Genomic DNA, 18,553 nt, shown 5'->3' with positions numbered 1-18,553 from the left:
CCGGATCGCGGGCGTCGAACCGGAAGACGACGAAACCCCACAAGCCGACGCGGACTAGGATTTCACGCTCACCACAGGTGAGGCACCACTCCGGATTACGCGCTCATTTTCAAATGAGGCACCTCGGTGCGACATGCCTGCTTCCGGCGGGCGCGCGGGTGGGCCGTCATGTACGTCTCGATCAGCGCCTGCGGGGTGACGTGCGTGTAGATCTGCGTGGTGGTCACCGAGGCGTGACCGAGCAGCTCCTGCACGGTGCGCACGTCGGCGCCGCCCTGCAGCAGGTGCGTGGCGTACGAGTGGCGCAGCGTGTGCGGGTGCAGCGGCCGCTCGATGTGCGCGCGGTCGGCGGCGAGCCGGATGATCTCCCACACGGACTGGCGCGACAGCCGCCGTCCGCGCCGGTTGAGGAACAGGGCGCGGCGTTCCGGACGGCCGTCCGACGCCCGCGCCTCCAGCACGGGGCGCGCCTCGTTCAGGTAGCGGCGCACCGCGTTGCAGGCGAGGCCGCCCACCGGAACGAGCCGCTGCTTGGACCCCTTGCCGGTCAGGCGGGCCAGCCGGGAGTCGAGGTCGAGGTCGTCGAGGTTCTCGCCCACGCCTTCGGAGACGCGGCATCCGGTCGCGTACAGGAATTCGAGCAGGGCGCGGTCGCGCAGCAGCACCGCGTTCTCGAGCATGGCCCGGTCCGGGTCGGCGTCGCCAGCGGGGGCGGAGGGTTCGGGCACCGAGTCCAGCAGGCGCGTCACCTCGTCCACGGTGAGCACGTCCGGCAGCGTGGAGGGGCTTTTCGGGGAGCGCACCGAGGCGGTCACGTCGGCGTCGACCGCGTGCTCGGAGCGGGCGAACCGGTGGAACATGCGGATGCTGGAGAGCCGGCGCGCCCGGCTGCGCGCCCCCTCCCCCGCCGCATCGAGCGCGGCGACGTAGTCCTCGACGTCCTGCCGGCGGATGGCGCGCGCCTCGGTGACGCCGCGGCCGGCCAGCCATGCGATGTAGCGGTCGACGTCGGACGCGTAGGCGGCCACCGTCGCCTTCGCCAGGCCGCGCTCCACGTCGATGTAGGTGACGAAGCGCTCCCTGAGCGCGGTCAATTCCCTTTCGATCATATGCGCATTGTATCGGTCTGCCGTCCAAGGCACGGCAGATGGTTGACTATTCAACCGTTCAGCAGGATTGTATGCGTATGCATGTATCTGTTCGATTGGTATCGTTGTCGGTTGCGATTTCTATCTGCCTATCCTTATGTCTGTGCTGCCGTACGAATGCTACGTTCGAATCGAGAGGTGTTCAGTATGTGGAGTGCGGATTACTATGGTTTCCTTGGTGCGATTAGCTTCGCCCGTACGGAATGGTGATGTCAAAAATCCACATCATATCCTCACGATGCACCTTCATCGTCCCTCCCATGGATATAACTTTCTTTTCGATGAGGACAAGCCCTTGTTTCCCTGATGGCAGACCAAGTGGCGTCTGATTGACGATATTCACAGATGCTATTTTCATACATCCATCATACAGAGTAACGGCGATACAATAACCCTTTCTGCTTCCATACTTCACGATGTTCAAGGCAAGTTCATCTACAATATTTATCGCAAGATTCATGTTGTTGTTATCAGGAACCTGCTTAAATCCGGAATCCCGACAATCTTCAAAGAAAGCACTTCCCTCATATCGTAAATCTGCCATGTGCAAATCGATTTCTTGGAGATGGTTCTTCAAAACGGACAAGTCATCTTCATCTCTTCTCGGATACTCATCGCAACCAGTTCCCGTAGTGATACAGGAAATCACATCTCGAGTTTTCTCTAATACTCCTTCAATCACACGGGCAGTATCCTCGTCAAGATCATGCGAAACGTCTTTTGAAAGCAGTCCCACCAAATCAGCGCATATCCTATTATGGAGATACCATACTATCTTTTCATTTGCGCCACCATCATCGTTCTTCCTGACATAACTTTGGCTGCGCGATAGTGACGACATCACACAGCCAAAGGCCGCAGATGCGAAAAACAATCCCAAAGCATTGAGCGCGCCGACAATCGTAATCCCTTGAGGGGAAAACCAAGCAGAGCCCATCAGAGACAATGAACATAGCAAAGCCGCAGCATATCCCTCCCTAGCACATGTCCAAGAGAGAGCCGCCGTAACGAGAAGCGCCAGTATAACGCATGAACCGTCAAGAACAACCGGCATCCATGTAACTACCGAAAAGACGGCAACACTCACCCAGCATCCAAGATGGAAAACACTGAAGGTCACAGCAAAGGATGCCAGTACCAGTATGGATGGAAGAACCGTCACAAAACCATATTTATGTGTCAATAAAACACCGGCAATTTCCAATACATTGACGAGTAGTGAAGCAATTCCCAGACTCCGCCATATATCAACATTCATGGAACATCTGCTCATATCAAATTCTTCCGCACGCAATAAGCCGCAGCCTCTGTCCGGTTCCTGACACCAAGCTTATTCAGTGCCCTTTTTTCATATGACCGCACCGTCCCTTTTGAGAAACCGGTCCTTTCCATGATTTCCTGAGTCGACATTCCTTTTGAATAATAATCGATAATCTGCAGTTCCCTCTCTGACAGCGCCTTGGACTCGGCCTCGGTTTCCTCATAAAGATTCTGTTGCCGACCATCTTTCCCCGGATGAACGTTTATGATCGTCGAAAAGAGTATGGCGTCTTCAATATCGGTATAACGTTCTTTCCTCACAATTATCGTCAGGCCCACATCACCTGCCTCGTCACGGTAGCGTTCGGGGTCATAGGCCGTCATTCCTATACACCGTACCCTGTCAGTCCAGATTCCGACCTGTTTACATACATCCGTCCCCGTCACCCCGGACAGCGACATATCGAGAAGAAGAACGTCTGGACGAGTCGCCTCGACCATACACGCCCGAATGGTCTCAGCGGCACTTCGCGTCGTCCAGATCAATCTGCAACGTGACCAGTGAGATGAGAGCCTCCTCATCGACGCCAGAGCGAGTTCATCATTATCTAGGACCCCCACTCGTATTTTTGCATCCTTGACAACCACCATTCTGCCCTCCCTTGCACGGCATCGCCTTTAATCGAAGGGTTGGCTCCGCGACAATCATTATGCAACGGCTTACGAGCCAATCATCATCAAGAAAGGATACACCCATGCGCAAACGTCTGCTACGTATTGCATCAGTCATATGTCTGATCAGTCCGGTAATGGTCTCTTCACTGCCAGCATCAGCCCAGAATATTGCTCCGGACTACCAGAAGTATCTTGCAACGTACGTCCGACTAACCAACGAGGAATATAGCATGACGTTGTCCGAATCATCTTCGCTGGATGAAGAAACTCCGACAAGGGAAGTCCCCCAAGCATCACAATTGATTGCCGATTTTATTGATTCAGGCATTCATGTTCTCAATGCGGAGGCTACAGCCGAGTATATATCCGATACAGACTTAGAAAATAACAACATCTCGGTGACGGCCAGCATCAACACCACTGTCATCTGGAGCCTTTCCGCGAATCCATACGAATCCTACGAGGCCGCGAATCAGATAACATCCGTGTTCAGCGACCTGCATAAAATCACATTCGACGTCAATCCGTTTACTCGTCAATCCAATGATATCACTATCGCCCAGGACCTCATCATCGATCCGGAAAGCGGCAATATTCTTGATGACGGCCATACCGCTTATAGTATGACAAATGTTTTGAATGACATACCGAGATATTCGACATATGAGCAGGCATCGACGTCATTCATCACGGATAAGACAAACAATACTGATCCCACCTCCAAAACTTCTAAACTCACCATGAACTACAGCACTTTTGTGCATTATCTCAATACGTGGACCAGTAAACCATATGATGGCGATGAGAAAGAGGACTTCAATCCTGACTTCCCCTATTTCACTAACAATTGCACTAATTTTGGATCGCAAGCACTCTATGCCGCCGGTCTTCCTCTAGTGGGAGGTTCGTGGTTGGATCGCCAAAACCCTGAAATTTGGACGTGGAATCTTTCTGGGATGATTCCAATCGATGGGTACGATTCATCGTGGAGCTGGAGTAACGCCGATTCCAACTACCAGCACCTCAGCAAGTACACTCCTTACTCCCAGAAATACAACGACATGTATATGCCTCCGCAAGCGGGCCTCATCTATGCAGAGTGGGATGCCGATCCGCAACTGGATCATCTCATGCTGGTAAACGATACCATCGTTATTCAAAATTCCGACGGCTCCTATTCTCCCATGCCACTCATTTCGCAGAAAACGCCTAATCGAAATATGGTGCCGTTCTCCGTGCAGCAGCGACGCGCGGAGAAGCAACATGATCATGTTACATGGAAAGGACTCGGACCTGACTATACGAAGATGGAATACGTCTAGTGGATATAATCGGAGTCGTACTTCGACTGGATTCAGCCGAAGTACGACTCCGATACAGGTATATTCATACTGAGCCTTTTGAGAATCGACATGGGGAAAGATATCATTCTGTATATCACAGCAGCCGTTACTGTCATCTGCGCCATTTGTGTCATTATTCCCTGGATAAACCACGGTTGGTATACCAGAGTACGATATGCTGGAGCTGCGTTCTGCGCTGCGCTTTCGTACTGGATGCTGGTCATCGGCACGCCGTACGCCATCATCCTGCGCTGTCAGGCATCCCCTTATGAGGATCTCGACGGGAGCGTCAGCTCCCTTCTCATCGGCAGCGAGTTTCCCGAGATCGTAGCGAAGTGCACCGCGAACAGCCGCATCTCCTTTGCCATCGCGATACTGCTCCTATCGGCAGCGTTGACAATTACGGTCCGCACCATCCTTCAGATACGGCATCATTCATAAAAAGGGACCCCGCCTTGCGGACGGGGTCCCTTCGTGGTGTTCGCTATGACGCGACGCGGGCTCAGGCCTCGACCGGAGCGTTCACGTCCGCCGGCAGGGCGGCCTTGGCGGCCTCGACGATCGCCTTGAAGGTCTCGGCGTCGGAGACGGCCAGCTCGGCCAGGGCGCGGCGGTCCAGCTCGATGCCGGCCAGCTTCAGGCCCTGCATGAAGCGGTTGTAGGTCATGCCCTCGGCGCGGACGGCGGCGTTGATGCGCTGGATCCACAGCTTGCGGAAGTCGCCCTTGCGAGCCTTACGGTCGCGGAAGTTGTAGGTAAAGGAGTGGAGCAGCTGCTCCTTGGCCTTGCGGTACAGGCGGGAGCGCTGGCCGCGGTAGCCCGAAGCCCTCTCGAGAACGACGCGACGCTTCTTGTGGGCGTTCACTGCGCGCTTGACACGTGCCATATCTTATTCCTCAAACTTTCTGTTGACGTCTATCGGTCGGCTTCAGGGCGATCAGAGGCCCAGCAGCTGCTTCATCTTCTTGGTCTGCGGCTGGGCGATCACGCCGTCGGCCTTCAGAGCGCGACGCTGACGGGCGGACTTGTGCTCCAGGTTGTGGCGCATGGCGCTGCCGGCGTGCATGAGCTTGCCCTTGCCGGTGACGCGGACGCGCTTGGACGCGGCGGAATTGGTTTTCATCTTCGGCATTGCTGCCCTCCTTTTGGGTTACTTCGTTTCGGAAGTCTGGTTGACGGTCGCCTTCGCCTCGGCCGCGGCCTGGGCCTGGGCCTCCTGCTTGGCGGCCAGACGGGCGGCCTGGCGGGCCTGGCGCTCGGCGCGGGACTGGTCGCCGCGGCGGCGCTGCTCCGACTGCGTGTGCACCTTCTTGCCCTTGGGCGCCAACGTCATGATGATGTTGCGGCCCTCCTGCTTGGGAGCGGACTCGATGTTGCCGTACTCCTGCACGTCGTCGGCCAGACGCTGGAGCAGCTCCACGCCGCCGATCGGGCGGGACTGCTCGCGGCCGCGCAGCATGATCGTGACCTTGACCTTGTCGCCGCCGTTCAGGAAGCGGGTGACGTGGCCCTTCTTGACCTCGAAGTCGTGGTCGTCGATCTTCAGGCGGAAGCGGATCTCCTTGATCTCCGCCGTGCTCTGGTTGCGACGGGCCTCGCGGGCCTTGATCTTCTCGTTGTACTTGAATTTGCCGTAGTCGATGAGCTTGGCGACCGGAGGCTTCGCGTTGGGCGCCACCTCGACGAGATCGAGGTTCGCTTCCTTGGCCAGGTTCAGTGCGACGGAAGTCGCGATGACTCCCACCTGCTCGCCGTTCGGGCCGATCAGACGCACCTGGGAGACGCGAATCTCGTCGTTAATACGTGGTTCGTCGCTGATGATGACTCCAATCCTCATGTTCCTCTAGGCGGCCCCGCCTGGACGCTATTCATGAAGCCGGATTCATGGCACGACACGACATGCGCGCTCCGGCGCATCGTCATTCCGTTCGCATCCCGTCCCGGCTTCCGAGCCGGCGGACGCACGCTCCTCCGGCAATCGCCGGCGCGTAAGGACTGTGCCTTGAACCCGAGGCCATGAAAGGCTTCCAGGTGGGGTTGCCCCGCTTTCTTGATTTCTCAAGCCTTGGCAAGAATAGCACAGGGGGCGACCCGGCGTGTCGCGGCGCCGCTCAGCGCACGAGCAGCGCCGAGACGGCCGTGTCGAGCGGCCCCAGGTCGCCGTGGAACGCATGCCGGTGCGTCACGCGCGGCCGGGGCGCCTCGGCGGGGAACGTGACGACGAGCGTGCCCTCGCGCACCGACACGGCCGAGGCGACGCCGGGGCGGAACTCGTTGCTCACGCCCTGCACCGCGTCGGCATGCAGCGTGCCGTCGCGCAGCTCGTACTTGAGTCCCGGCTCGTCGACGCCGCGCGACACGTCCGAATGGGAGAACACCGACACCATGCGCCCCGGCTTCGCGTCGAACGCGTCGAACGCGAGCGCCCCGTCGCAGACGGCGGTGACGATCGTGCCGTCGCCGTGCAGGTAGCCGACGCCGCCGCGGCGGGCGAGCCGCGCGGTCAGCGCGATCGCGGAGATCGTATGGTCGATGCGGCCGCCGAGCGCGCCGTAGATGTGGAATTCGCGGCATCCGGCGGCCCAGCCGATCTTGAGCGCGGACAGCAGGTCGGGGTCGTCCTTCTCCGGCGGCAGCATCACGGTGCGCTCCCCCGCCTGCGGGCGCGCGTCGGCGATCGAGTCGAAGTCGCCGACCACGACGTCGGCGGCGACGCCCAGCGCGCGGGCGTGGTCGAGTCCGCCGTCGGCGGCGACGACGAACGCGCCGGCCGGGACGTCGGGCACATCGTCGTAGTATTCGCCGGCCGCGAACACGACGCACGGGCGCGGCGGCGCGGCCTGCGCGGCCTGCGCGGCCGCCGCGATCCCCCGCGTCATGCCGTCCTCCGGACCGCCGGCGTTGTCGCCGGAGTCCGCCGTATGAATCGTGTGCATCGCATGCGTGTCGTCCATCGCTTCGCTCATGGCCTTCACGGTACGCGCGGGCGGTGATAACCGCACGGGCGGCGACGGCGTGTGAGCGCTCACCGCACGCCGTCCGCCCAGCGGGAAACACGCGTGCCGTTCGTTGCCCTAAGTACCCAAGGCGCGCTAGAGTGGGCATGTTGGCAAAACATGGCCCAACCGTGCGCTCGCGCGTGCGGGTCACCCCACCAAGGGAGAATTACATGACAGTTAAGATTGGTATCAACGGTTTCGGCCGCATCGGTCGTCTCGCCTTCCGCCGCATCTTCGACCTGCAGCAGAAGGGCGGCGAGGCCGGCGACATCGAGGTCACCGCCATCAACGATCTGACTTCGCCGTCGGCCCTGGCCTACCTGCTCAAGTACGACAGCACCCACGGCACCTTCAAGCACGCCGACGGCACCCCGGTCGAGGTCACCGCGACCGACTCCGCCATCGTGGTCGACGGCAAGGAGTACCCGGTGTACGCCGAGCCGGATGCGAACAACATCCCGTGGGTCAAGAACGACGGCGTCGAGTTCGTCCTCGAGTGCACCGGCTTCTACACCTCCGCCGAGAAGTCCCAGGCCCACCTGAACGCCGGCGCCAAGAAGGTCCTGATCTCCGCCCCGGCCAAGGACGCCACCACCCCGACCGTCGTGTTCGGCGTGAACCACGACATCCTGAAGGCCGAGGACAACATCGTGTCCGCCGGCTCCTGCACCACCAACTCCATGGCCGCCATGGTCAAGCTGCTCAACGACAACTGGGGCATCAAGGTCGGCTTCATGACCACCGTGCACGCCTACACCGGCACCCAGATGATCCTCGACGGCCCGCGCGGCAAGAAGAACGGCCGCGACCTGCGCGCCGCCGCCGTCAACACCATCCCGCACTCCACCGGCGCCGCCAAGGCGATCGGCAAGGTCGTGCCGGAGGTCAACGGCAAGCTGCAGGGCCACGCCCAGCGCGTCCAGGTCCCGGACGGCTCCATCACCGAGCTGACCACCGTCCTGGAGAAGGAAGTCACCGTCGACGAGATCAACGACGCGTTCAAGGCCGCCTTCGAAGGCTGCGAGTACTACGGCTACAACGCTGACGGCATCGTCTCCGGCGACATCATCGGCGACACCCACGGCGGCGTCTTCGACCCGACCCAGACCGACGTGAACACCGTCGACGGCACCACCATGGTCCGCACCGTCGCCTTCTACGACAACGAGTACGGCTTCACCTCCAACATGGTGCGCACCCTGGCCTACTTCGCCGAGATCTCCGAGTGAGTCCGGCCGCACGAGCCGCCGCGTGAACTCGCGTAGGACCGTGCACGTCAGGTAACGAATCGGCCCCCTTCCGCAATGGAAGGGGGCCGATTCGTATGTCAGGCCGGTCCGGGATCATCGTCTGTTGGCACGCTGGCCGGCGAGCAGCCGCGCGAAGCGGCCGTCGCCGCCGGCAAGCCCGGAGAACGTGCCGTCCTCCACGATCCGATGTCATGCGTGACCACCACGGTCGTCACGCCGTGGACCATGCGCCGCAGATCATGGAAGGTTCGGATACATCCGATACCAATCTCACCGGCATGGAATCCGCCTTCTCCTGCGGATACGCAGCGTACCGGGCAATCGATAGCAGAACCGTTGTCCCGACGCTCTTCGGTCCGTCTGCGACTTCCCGGACATCGGTGGACACCGGGCATTCCCAGGAACATACCTCCACGCTACGGTGGCAGATCTCCTCGGCAAGCTGCGTCAGGTCTTCGTCATGCCGCATCGCATGCAATGCGGCTGTGATGTCGACATGCGGCCCGCTCACGTCCACGCATTCCGGAGGAACCCGCAGCCCGCAGCCGAGCAGTTTCAGGACGGCCTCCTTACGGGTCCACATGGTCAGCGCCACGTGGGCGCGCTCCTGCATGGAATCGACCGCCCGCATCATGCCGCGTTCCCGCTCGGTACAGTAGGGCCATAGGTCCCACGCATTGACGGGCCGCAGCACCTCGATATCCACGCCGATCGGATGACGGCTGACTGCGAGCGCCGTGAACCCGTCTGCGTGCGATACCGAGCAGCCTGCGATGCCGTCGATATGGGGGCGCCCGTAACCGTCGTGTTGTATTCGCGTCATCTCTTGTATGACGCCGTTCACCGTGCGCTCACCTGCATGATGATCAGGTCGTCCCCGCATGAGAACGCGGTGAACCGCATCTGCCGTTTCATGCCCGACAGCGCCCTCCCCAGTTCGCGGACCTTCTCGATCTGCGATTCCAGTTCTTCCGGGGCGATGGCGCCGATGTAGTCAATGTTGACCGGCGCACTCTCGTAGATGTCGCGCAGCCGCTGCCGGGCAGGCGGAAAGTCGGGGAAGTCCCGGTAGATCGCGTATCCGGTGCTGTGCCCGTCATGGTAGTGGAAGCCGGTCAGGTGACGGTACAGCGCGTTCATGAACGTCAGCGAGTCGTCCTGCCCGTCCCGTACGAACGTCAGCGTCTCATGGCAGTCGTTCACCAGGTCGGCGAACCGCCGGCCGCCCACCGTACGGAAGTTGAACAGCATCTGGAACGGGACCATCGTCGTTCCCGCATGACGCAGGTAATGGGCGGTGATCTCGTCCGCGGCGGCCATCATGCACGCCTCGTTGCCCAGGCCGCCCGCGCCGTGCACCACGTGCGGGTCATCGCCGAAGATCCGCCCCGGACGCACGCACCGCGCTTCGTCCGGCAGTGCGGCCAGCATCCGCGTGTGGGGATGCGCCAGCAGGTCCTCCACCGCCGACCCCGGTTCCAGCGCCGCCAGATAGTCGCGCATGCGCGGCAGCGGATCGACCGGTTCGCCGTCGATCAGCCGTTGCGCCAGCTGGCGCAGGATGTCGACGCTCGCGCCGTCGGCGATCGCATGATGGCACACCACGTGCACCACGCTGGTGCACGCGCGCGTGCGGAACGCCAGCACCCGGTACAGCGGATGGTCGAACAAGTCGGCCAGCATGTCCCGACGGGCCTGCGCGATGTCGCCTTCCATCGCGTCCCGCTGCACATCCGGGGGCAGCAGCGTCAGGTCGCGGATATGCGCTTCCACACGCGCTGTCCCATGGACCAGGCTCGCCAGAGTGCCGTCGTCGCGCCAGTGCAGGGTCGTGCGCAACGCCTCGATGCGCGCGATCATCGCGTCGATGACACGTCTGGTCCGGGTGCCGTCGGCGTCATGGTCGATGGTGAACGAGGAGTCCAGAAAACTGTCCATGCGGATCGCGCTGTACACCTTCTGGAAGATCGACGACTCGTACGAGGCGTCAAGGTCCGCCGCCCCGAACGTCACGTCGGCTGTGGACGGCTCGCCCGTGTCGAACAGCGCCTGCCCGTGCACACGAATCGCCTGGACACGGGCCAGTGCGTCGCCGCCGGCCATCGACGCGACCGTGTAGCGCAGGCGCGCCCGCTCGTCGACGTCGTCGCACTCGACATCCAGACACCGCCGGCCCTGTTCGCCGGTGATCGTGGCATGGAATCCATAGCGTGCCAGCATCGCCACGAGCCGCGCCTCCCCGTCCGACTCGCCGCCGTCCCGCCCGTCGGCCTGTTCCATGGCCCATTCGATGGCGCGGACGGTCGGATGCGCGCGCAGGAACCCATTGGGGATGCGCCGCCCGTAATGGCGTTCGATGATGGACTCGGCCTGGGCGGCGCGCAGCGAATCCACGCCCAGCTCGAACAGGTCGTCGCGTGCATCGAACGGCGGCAGGCCAAGCCCGGCACGCAACGCCTCCACGAGCGGATGAGCTGCATCATCCCCGCCATCCGCGGTCACGGTGGCCCGGCGCTCCCGGGCAAGCTCGAGCAGCCGGTCACGGTCGATCTTGCCGTTGACCGTCAGCGGGAACTCCTCCAGCGCAATCCAACGCTGCGGCACCTCGTAATCCGGCAGCAACGCACCCACCCGGGAGACGAGCCGCGCCCGCGTCGGCGGCTCCCCCGCCGCCACGTACCAGCAGGTCAGCACATGATCGACCATCATGACCACGCACGACTGCACGTCACCGCCGCCCAGCACGGCCGTCTCGATCTCGCCCGGCTCGACGCGGATGCCGTTGATCTCCATCTGGAAATCGACGCGCCCGCGATACACCAGCTCGCCCCGCGCGTCCGTCTCGACCGCATCCCCGGTCGCATAGGAACGACCGCCGTCAAGCATGCGGAACGACCGTGCCGTCCGCTCCGGCAGCCCATGGTAGCCGAGCGCCACCTGACCGCCCGACAGCACCAGCTCGGCGTACGGCGATTCCCCGCCGGACTCCAATGCGGCCGTTACGCCGGGAAGAGGACGGCCGATCGGCACGACGCCGCGTTCGACGTCCTCGCCCGTCACACGGTGGACGGTGGCGTACAGGGTGTGTTCCGTCTGCCCGTAGCAGTTGTACACGGACTTGCACGGCAGCAGCGGGGACAGATGTCGGGCCAGTGCGGCCGTGAATTCCGCGCCGGCGATCATCAGATATGTGAGGTCGCCATCGGCAAAGTCGCGAATCTGCCGGTCGGTCCAAGTGCCGACGACGGCCGGCGACGCCGCGACATGCGTCGCATGCGCCTGCATGATCCGGTCGGGAAGCCGACGGATGTCGCGCTGTTCGTCTTGGTTCAGCACGACCAGCGAGCCTCCGCCCTCGATCCAGCCGAACAGTTCCGACACGGCGACGGCGAACTGCAGGTCGCCGCTCAGCAGGTAGCGGTCCCCCTCCCGCACCGGGAAGACGGTCTGGAGGGTGTCCAGGAACGTCTGGAGGTTCGCGAACGAGACCATCACGCCCTTGGGAGTTCCGGTGCTTCCCGACGTGTAGATGCAGTAGGCTACGTCCTGATCGTCACGCGGCAGGAGTACGGGCTGAGGCTCCTCGTCCATGGCAGTGCCGTCACCGGCGGCGTCGGTATCGTCGTGTTGCAGCAGTATGTACCGCACGTCAGCGCCGACCAGCAGATACGGCCGGTCGGTGACCACCGTCCGTGCCTGCATGTCGTCGATGATGTACGCCTGCCGAGCGCGCGGCACCCGCGGAGATACGGGCACGTACGCAGCGCCGATCATGCCGAGCGCGTAGATTGCGGCCACGCTTTCGATCGACGCCGACACGATGCACGGCACACGGTCCCCCGTACCGATGCCCGCCTCGATGAACCGGCGTTCCAGCCGGCCGATCAGCGCACACAACTGACGACCGGTGAGCGCACGGTCTTCGTCAAGAATCACCACGCGATCGACATCCCGTAACTGCAATAAGCTCTCGAATATCACAACAACACCCCTCAGCAGATTCAAGAGACGTCGCTTTCCGCCACGGCCACAATGGAATTCATCGAGTCCTCAAGGATTATTCAAGAATTCCGATCTGATATGCGCGTCTATGCCAGACTCCCAACAGCCCCTCGAATCACATACAACAACGGAACCACCATAGATTCGAATCATCACCGGCAGCTCCGGATGTTCTCCATGTGGACCGGTAAACATGGCAATGCCGCAACATCCCGAACGATTCCATCACTGAATCAGGTAGAACAAGAATCGGCCCCCTTCCACAATGGAAAGGGGCCGATCTGTATATGAGGAGCCACGGAGGCGGTCAGCAGGACTCCGGGGATATCTCGCAGAAGGAGACGTCGTTGTCGCCCGGATCGCCGCCGCTGGTGCAGACGACGTCGCAGGCGGAGAAGCGCACGACCTCCATGCGGGCTGGTTCATATTCCTTGCGGATGGTGGATACGGTCATCGATGTCCTTCCCATACAGGCCGGCACGTTCCGGCGTTGAAACCCGCGCATGTCGCCACGCAGGTCAATGGCACGCCCATCATATCAGGACGCCGCGAATCCCCTACTGCGTCGGATATCCGAATATTGCTCTGCGACACGCCGCACACCCACCCCGGCGGACACCGCCGCCGATACGATGGGGAGCGTACGGGCCGGAAGTGCGTGGCACGCGGCCGAAGGCGGCCGCAAGGCCCAGGAAGAAAGGTGATTCCATGCCCCAGCACGAGTATGAGACCGCCGCGATGACGGTCGTGAAGTTCGATGCGGCCGACGTCGTGTGCACCAGCGGATTCGGCGACGGCGGCGAGGTCGAGGTTCCCCCGGAGTGGGGCGGCGGCGATGAGGATCTGGGCTGAGGCACCGTCCCGGCGCATCCCGTTCCCTCTCGGCGGACACCCTTCCGTGGCGTCCGCCTTTCTGTATCCTGTTGTAGCAGGACACGACACACCGAATTTTCCACGGCAAGGAGCAGTCATGCGAATCAAGCAGGGGTTTGTGATGCGCGAGGTCGCCGGGCAGACCGTCATCGTCGCCACCGGCGAGGCCGCGCAGGGGTTCCGCGGCATGATCAAAGTCAACGAGGCCGGCCGCGTCATCTGGCAGGGCATCACCGACGGACTCGACGAGACGGCCATCGTCGAGCGCATCGTCGACGCGTTCGACGTGACGCGCGACACCGCCGAGCACGATGTCGCCACATTCGTCGCCCAGATGCGCGACAACGGATTCCTGACCGTATGAGCGCGGCCGAACCGCGCGATTTCGCGGATGTGCTCGCGCGCGAGGGCATGCTGGTGACGACCACGATGGGCGTGAGCATGCGCCCGATGCTGCGCGAGGGGCGCGACGTGATCGTCATACGCCCGCTCCCCCATGGCGAGCGCCTGCGCGTGGGCGACGTGCCGCTCTACCGGGTGGGCGACCGGTATGTGCTGCATCGGGTGATCGGCGTGCATGACGGCTGGTATGCGATCCGCGGCGACAACTGCGTGGCGACCGAGCGGGTGAGCGACGCTCAGGTGCTGGGCCGATTGGAGGAATGGTATCGGGGCGAGCGCCACGGATCGCCCGCCGACCCGCTGTATCGCTGCTATTGGCGGCTGTGGGTCGGCTCGTGGCCGATGCGCCGCGTCGCACGCCGGGCGCGTGCGCTGGCGGGCCGCGTGAAGCGACTGCTGATGAGGACTGTCGGGAAGGCCGAAAAGAACGGAACGACCGGGGCGGCCGGAACCGCCGGAGAATCCGGGATGAACGGAACGTCAAGGAGGTTGCGATGACGCCGTTCGTGATGTCGTTGGCCGGGCTGACGGTGCGGGTCGCGCCGTTGCACGACGAGGTGGCGGCGATGTGCGCCCCGTACCGCATCGACATGGACGGCGCCGTGCCGGCGATCGCACCGCATGTGGACGTGCGGGTCACGCAGGCGATGGTCGATGCGGAGCGTGCGATGGGCGATCCGGGCGACTGGTCGGACGCGTATCTGGAGACGCTGGCCGTGTTCCGCGCAATCGGCGAACGCATCCCCGCATTGGACCGGGCGATCCTGCACGGCGCGTGCATCGAGGCGGACGGCGCCGCGTACGTGTTCACCGCGCCCAGCGGCACGGGCAAGAGCACGCACATCCGCCTGTGGCGACGGCATCTGGGCGATCGGGTGCATGTCGTCAACGGCGACAAGCCGATCGTGCACGTGCCGGCCGACGGCGTGCCGGTCGCGCATGCGACGCCGTGGGCGGGCAAGGAGCGTTGGCAGACGCCGCTCGCGCATGCGCCGCTCGCCGGCATCGCCGTCGTGACGCGCGGAACCGTCAATGCGTGCGTGCGCATGGATGCGTCGGAGGCGTTGGAGGTGCTGCTCGCCCAGCTGTACATGCCGTCCGACCCGCTGCAGGCGCTGGCGACGCTCGCGTTGGCGGACCGGCTGCTCGCCACGGTGCCCATGTACCGGCTGACATGCGACATCAGCGAGGATGCCGTGCGCGCCAGCTATACGGCGATGACCGGCCGGCCCTGGCCTTCGCCCGCCTCGGATGCGTCCGCCGGAGCGGTCCGATGACCGCGGCGGATCCGTCCCGTTCCACGATGGCCGTCTACCGGTGGATCGCCGCCGTGCTGGGCCGCAGGATCACGCCGGTCGTGCTGCTGTGCGCGCTCCAGTCGCTGATGGCGGCGAATGCGGTCTGCTACGCGCTGTTCATGAAGCATGCGGTCGACGCGGCCACGGCCCGCGACGCGCGCCGGTTCACGCTGGTCGTCGCCGCTTTCGCGCTGGCCATGCTCGCGCAGATCGCGATGGGCGCGTTGACGCGCGCGTTCAACGAGCGGGCGCGCGCGTCGATCGACAACGCGCTGCGCGGCCGCGTGTTCGACGCGCTGCTGCACGGCGACTATGCGACGGTGTCGTCGAAGCATACCGGCGAGCTGATGAACCGGCTCACGTCGGATGTGACGGTCGTGTCGGACGGCGTGGTCGCCCTGCCGGCGAACGCGTGCTCGATGGCGATCCGCATCGTCGGCGTCGTCATGGTCATGTGGGCGCTGCAGCCGATGCTGACCGTCGTGTTCCTCATCGCCGGCCTCGGCCTGGCGGGCGCGTCGACGGCGATGCGCGGCCTCGTCAAACGGCTCCACCATCGGGTGCAGGAGGCCGAGGGGCGCGTCCGCTCGTACATGCAGGAGGCGCTCGCCTCGCTGATCGTCGTGCAGGTGTTCGGCGCGCAGCGCACGATGGAGCGTGAGGGCGAGCGGCTGATGGACGGGCATCGCCGGGCGCGCATCCGCCGGTCGAACGTGTCGAACGCGGCGTCGACCGGCATGTCGTTCGGCCTGCAGGCGGGCTATCTGATCGGCTTCGCGTGGTGCGGCTGGGGGATCGTGCAGGGCACGCTGTCGGTCGGCACGCTGATGGCGGTGGTGCAGCTCGTGGGTCAGATCCAGCGTCCGTTCTCGTCGATGGGCGGCATGGTGCAGCGGCATGCGTCGATGCTCGCCAGCGCCGAGCGTCTCATCGCGCTCATGCCCGACGGCGGCGATGACTCCCGCGATCATGCCCACGCGGCCGCCGCCGGCTCCCCCGCGGCCGCCGAGGACGCCGTCGCCCCGCTCCCCCGCCTGACGGGCCTGCGTTTCGACGATGTGTGGTTCTCGTACGGGGACCGTCCCGTGCTGCGCGGCTTCGATCTGGACATCCGTCCGGGCGAGTTCATCGCGCTGACCGGCGAGTCGGGCATCGGCAAGAGCACGCTGCTGCGGCTGATGGTCGGCGCATGCCGGCCGGAGCGCGGCACGGTCACGGCGACGGTCGAGTCCGGCGGCGTCGAATCGCGCGTGGACGTGCGCGACCTGCCGCAGGGCATGTTCGCGTACGTGCCGCAGGGCAACATGCTCATGGGCGGCACGATCGCGCAGGCCGTCGCGTTCGCGCACGACGATGCGGACGTGGACATGGAGCGCGTGCGCCGCGCCTGCCGTGCGGCCGACGCGACCGGGTTCGTCGAGGCGCTGCCCGACGGCTATGCGACGATGCTGGGCGAGCGCGGCCGCGGCCTGTCGGAGGGGCAGATGCAGCGCATCGCCGTGGCGCGCGCCCTGTACGCGGACGCGCCGGTCATCCTGTTCGACGAGGCGACCAGCGCGCTCGACGAGCGCACCGAGACGCATATGCTCGACAACATCCGCGCCCTGCGCGACCGCACCGTCGTGATGGTGACGCACCGGCGCGCCACGCTCGACTACTGCGACCGGACGGTCGAACTCGCCGCGGGCGACCCCGACGTATGATGGCCCGCATGGGACATGCATCGAAACAGGGGAAAAGCAATAAGGGCGGCACGCCCGCCATCGTCCAGCTGGAGCGGGCGGGCGTGACGTTCGAACTGTACGAGTACGAGCATTCGAACGACCACATGGACGACGGCTACGGTGTGGAGGCGGCCGCCAAGCTCGGCTTCGACGAGCATCAGGTGTTCAAGACGCTGATGGCCGACACCGGTTCGGCGCGCGTCGTGGGCGTCGTGCCGGTCAGCGGCCACATGGACCTCAAGGCGCTGGCCGCGGCCGTGGGCGCGAAGAAGGCGGCGATGGCCGATCCGAAGGTCGCGATGCGCGAATCCGGCTATGTGGTGGGCGGCATCTCGCCGTTCGGTCAGAAGACGCGCCATCGTACCGTGCTCGACGAGAGCGCGCTCGGCTTCGAACGCATCCTCGTGTCGGGCGGCAAGCGCGGCCTGTCGATCGGCATCGCGCCGGCCGACCTCATCGCCGTACTCGACGCGGTCGCCGCGCCCATCGGCACCTGGTAGAACACCGTCGGCGGGGCCGTCCGGATCGTCCGGACGGCCCCGCCGTCATAGGAACCGGCGTACGTCAGCGGCGCAGTTCGGCCGGCAGGACGAAGTGCATCGTCTCCTTGATCGTCTCGACGGTGCTCACGTCGGTGAAGCCGAGGCCGTCGAGCGCGTCGACCACGCCGGCGACGAGCGCGTCGGGCACGGACGCGCCCGAGGAGACGCCCACCGACTCCACGCCGTCGAACCAGGCGGGGTCGAGTTCGCCGGCGTCGTCGACGCGGTGCGCCTCGCCGCGGCCGGCGAGCGCGTCGCGGGCGACCTCCATCAGCCGCACCGAGTTCGACGAGTTGGCCGAGCCGACGATGACGACGCAGTCGCACTGTTCGGCGACGAGCCGGACGGCGGCCTGCCGGTTCGACGTGGCGTAGCAGATGTCGGAGCTGGGAGGCTCCTTGATCCACGGGAAGCGCGCCTTGAGCGCCGCGATCGTGCCGGCGGTCTCCTCGACGCTGAGCGTGGTCTGGCTGAGCATCACCAGCTTCGTGTCGGGCGCGAAGTCGAGCGTGTCCACGTCGGCGGCGTGCTCGATCAGATGCACGTGGTCGGGGCTCTCCCCCACGACGCCGACGGCCTCGTCGTGGCCGCGGTGGCCGATGTAGACGATCTCGTAGCCTTCCTTCACGAAGCGCAGCACCTCGCGGTGCACCTTGCTGACCAGCGGGCAGGTGGCGTCGACGACGTGCATGCCGCGCGCGTCGGCCTCGGCCTTGACCTCGGGCGACACGCCGTGCGCGGAGAACACGATCGGGATGCCCGCGGCGGCGGCCGCATCGGGGATCTCGGCGAGCTCCTGCACGAACACGGCGCCCTGCGCGGCGAGATCCTCGACGACGTGCCGGTTGTGCACGATCTGGCGGCGCACGTACACGGGCGGCAGTCCGTCGGCGCGCGGCGCGCCGTCGGCCGCCCTGAGGATCGTGCGCACGGTCAGGATCGCCCGGTCCACGCCAGCGCAGAAGCCGCGCGGGTCGGCCAATACGATTCGCTTCGTCATACGTCCGCCTTTCTCGTTACGAATCCTCCCGTGCGGC

20 protein-coding genes are annotated in these 18,553 nt (G+C 64.0%); 9 read left to right on the top strand and 11 right to left on the bottom strand.

Translation table 11 applies throughout. The features are described 5' to 3' along the window. Positions 1 to 95: 95 nt before the first annotated feature. The 3 genes from xerD to D2E24_RS04535 all read right to left on the bottom strand — a co-directional run bounded on the left by xerD (position 96) and on the right by D2E24_RS04535 (position 3,059). A complete protein-coding gene (gene xerD / locus D2E24_RS04545; protein WP_125968131.1) occupies positions 96 to 1,109 on the bottom strand; it encodes a site-specific tyrosine recombinase XerD in 1,014 nt (337 codons plus the stop codon). 223 nt (positions 1,110 to 1,332) lie between these two features. Then, a complete protein-coding gene (locus D2E24_RS04540) occupies positions 1,333 to 2,406 on the bottom strand; it encodes a hypothetical protein (RefSeq protein WP_125968130.1) in 1,074 nt (357 codons plus the stop codon). Between the two features lie 11 nt (positions 2,407 to 2,417). Next, the gene (locus D2E24_RS04535; RefSeq protein ID WP_125968129.1) at positions 2,418 to 3,059 is read right to left on the bottom strand and encodes a response regulator transcription factor; all 642 of its coding nucleotides are present in this window, start codon (positions 3,057 to 3,059) and stop codon (positions 2,418 to 2,420) included. 104 nt (positions 3,060 to 3,163) lie between these two features. On the opposite strand from D2E24_RS04535, the gene D2E24_RS04530 reads away from it, so the two are divergent. Both D2E24_RS04530 and D2E24_RS04525 read left to right on the top strand, forming a co-directional pair. Then, on the top strand, positions 3,164 to 4,405 hold the full coding sequence (locus D2E24_RS04530) for an amidase domain-containing protein (protein ID WP_164521007.1): 1,242 nt from the start codon (positions 3,164 to 3,166) through the stop codon (positions 4,403 to 4,405). A gap of 78 nt (positions 4,406 to 4,483) precedes the next feature. Further along, on the top strand, positions 4,484 to 4,867 hold the full coding sequence (locus tag D2E24_RS04525; protein WP_125968127.1) for a hypothetical protein: 384 nt from the start codon (positions 4,484 to 4,486) through the stop codon (positions 4,865 to 4,867). Between the two features lie 61 nt (positions 4,868 to 4,928). On the opposite strand, the gene rplT is transcribed toward D2E24_RS04525, so the two are convergent. The 4 genes from rplT to D2E24_RS04505 form a co-directional block, all read right to left on the bottom strand. Beyond that, positions 4,929 to 5,312 (bottom strand): 50S ribosomal protein L20, encoded by a 384-nt coding sequence (gene rplT, locus D2E24_RS04520; protein WP_125968126.1) that lies wholly within the window; start codon positions 5,310 to 5,312, stop codon positions 4,929 to 4,931. A 51-nt stretch (positions 5,313 to 5,363) separates the two neighbouring features. Then, the gene (rpmI, locus tag D2E24_RS04515; protein WP_125968125.1) at positions 5,364 to 5,558 is read right to left on the bottom strand and encodes a 50S ribosomal protein L35; all 195 of its coding nucleotides are present in this window, start codon (positions 5,556 to 5,558) and stop codon (positions 5,364 to 5,366) included. An 18-nt stretch (positions 5,559 to 5,576) separates the two neighbouring features. Beyond that, on the bottom strand, positions 5,577 to 6,263 hold the full coding sequence (infC, locus tag D2E24_RS04510) for a translation initiation factor IF-3 (protein WP_125968124.1): 687 nt from the start codon (positions 6,261 to 6,263) through the stop codon (positions 5,577 to 5,579). Positions 6,264 to 6,537: 274 nt separating this feature from the next. Then, complete coding sequence (locus D2E24_RS04505) at positions 6,538 to 7,305, bottom strand: thiamine diphosphokinase (protein ID WP_125968145.1); 768 nt, start codon at positions 7,303 to 7,305, stop codon at positions 6,538 to 6,540. Between the two features lie 290 nt (positions 7,306 to 7,595). Here D2E24_RS04505 and gap point away from each other — a divergent pair, with 290 nt between their 5' ends. Then, positions 7,596 to 8,654: a type I glyceraldehyde-3-phosphate dehydrogenase gene (gap, locus tag D2E24_RS04500; protein WP_125968123.1), complete on the top strand. Its 1,059-nt coding sequence runs from the start codon at positions 7,596 to 7,598 to the stop codon at positions 8,652 to 8,654. 232 nt (positions 8,655 to 8,886) lie between these two features. Here the strand turns inward: gap and D2E24_RS04495 are convergent, their stop codons facing one another. From D2E24_RS04495 to D2E24_RS10275, 3 genes are all read right to left on the bottom strand, one after another. Continuing rightward, entirely contained in the window at positions 8,887 to 9,519 is a 633-nt protein-coding gene (locus D2E24_RS04495) for a 4'-phosphopantetheinyl transferase family protein (protein WP_164521006.1), read from the bottom strand. Then, a complete protein-coding gene (locus D2E24_RS04490; protein ID WP_164521005.1) occupies positions 9,516 to 12,611 on the bottom strand; it encodes an AMP-binding protein in 3,096 nt (1,031 codons plus the stop codon). The genes D2E24_RS04495 and D2E24_RS04490 overlap by 4 nt, the downstream gene beginning before the upstream one ends. A gap of 373 nt (positions 12,612 to 12,984) precedes the next feature. Beyond that, positions 12,985 to 13,131 carry a hypothetical protein gene (locus D2E24_RS10275; protein WP_164521004.1) on the bottom strand — a complete coding sequence of 49 codons (147 nt, stop codon included), beginning with the start codon at positions 13,129 to 13,131 and terminating at the stop codon, positions 12,985 to 12,987. Between the two features lie 254 nt (positions 13,132 to 13,385). Here D2E24_RS10275 and D2E24_RS10270 point away from each other — a divergent pair, with 254 nt between their 5' ends. From D2E24_RS10270 to ybaK, 6 genes are all read left to right on the top strand, one after another. Next, on the top strand, positions 13,386 to 13,529 hold the full coding sequence (locus D2E24_RS10270) for a hypothetical protein (RefSeq protein ID WP_164521003.1): 144 nt from the start codon (positions 13,386 to 13,388) through the stop codon (positions 13,527 to 13,529). A 118-nt stretch (positions 13,530 to 13,647) separates the two neighbouring features. Then, complete coding sequence (locus D2E24_RS04485; protein WP_125968120.1) at positions 13,648 to 13,914, top strand: PqqD family protein; 267 nt, start codon at positions 13,648 to 13,650, stop codon at positions 13,912 to 13,914. Continuing rightward, positions 13,911 to 14,450, top strand: coding sequence for a S24/S26 family peptidase (locus D2E24_RS04480; RefSeq protein ID WP_206430925.1), 540 nt, complete (start codon positions 13,911 to 13,913; stop codon positions 14,448 to 14,450). Before D2E24_RS04485 ends, D2E24_RS04480 begins: the two co-directional genes overlap by 4 nt. Continuing rightward, complete coding sequence (locus D2E24_RS04475; protein WP_125968119.1) at positions 14,447 to 15,229, top strand: hypothetical protein; 783 nt, start codon at positions 14,447 to 14,449, stop codon at positions 15,227 to 15,229. The genes D2E24_RS04480 and D2E24_RS04475 overlap by 4 nt, the downstream gene beginning before the upstream one ends. After that, on the top strand, positions 15,226 to 16,953 hold the full coding sequence (locus D2E24_RS04470; protein ID WP_164521002.1) for an ABC transporter ATP-binding protein: 1,728 nt from the start codon (positions 15,226 to 15,228) through the stop codon (positions 16,951 to 16,953). Before D2E24_RS04475 ends, D2E24_RS04470 begins: the two co-directional genes overlap by 4 nt. Before the next feature lie 8 nt (positions 16,954 to 16,961). Continuing rightward, positions 16,962 to 17,474, top strand: coding sequence for a Cys-tRNA(Pro) deacylase (gene ybaK, locus D2E24_RS04465; protein ID WP_125968117.1), 513 nt, complete (start codon positions 16,962 to 16,964; stop codon positions 17,472 to 17,474). A gap of 64 nt (positions 17,475 to 17,538) precedes the next feature. Here ybaK and D2E24_RS04460 read toward each other — a convergent pair whose 3' ends face one another. After that, entirely contained in the window at positions 17,539 to 18,516 is a 978-nt protein-coding gene (locus tag D2E24_RS04460; protein ID WP_125968116.1) for a 4-hydroxy-3-methylbut-2-enyl diphosphate reductase, read from the bottom strand. Between the last annotated feature and the right edge of the window lie 37 nt (positions 18,517 to 18,553).

The organism is Bifidobacterium samirii (assembly GCF_003952945.1).
In the GTDB taxonomy this organism is placed as follows: domain Bacteria; phylum Actinomycetota; class Actinomycetes; order Actinomycetales; family Bifidobacteriaceae; genus Bifidobacterium; species Bifidobacterium samirii.
Note: the sequence above shows the minus strand (reverse complement) of the source record. Positions and strands in the feature narration are given on the sequence as shown.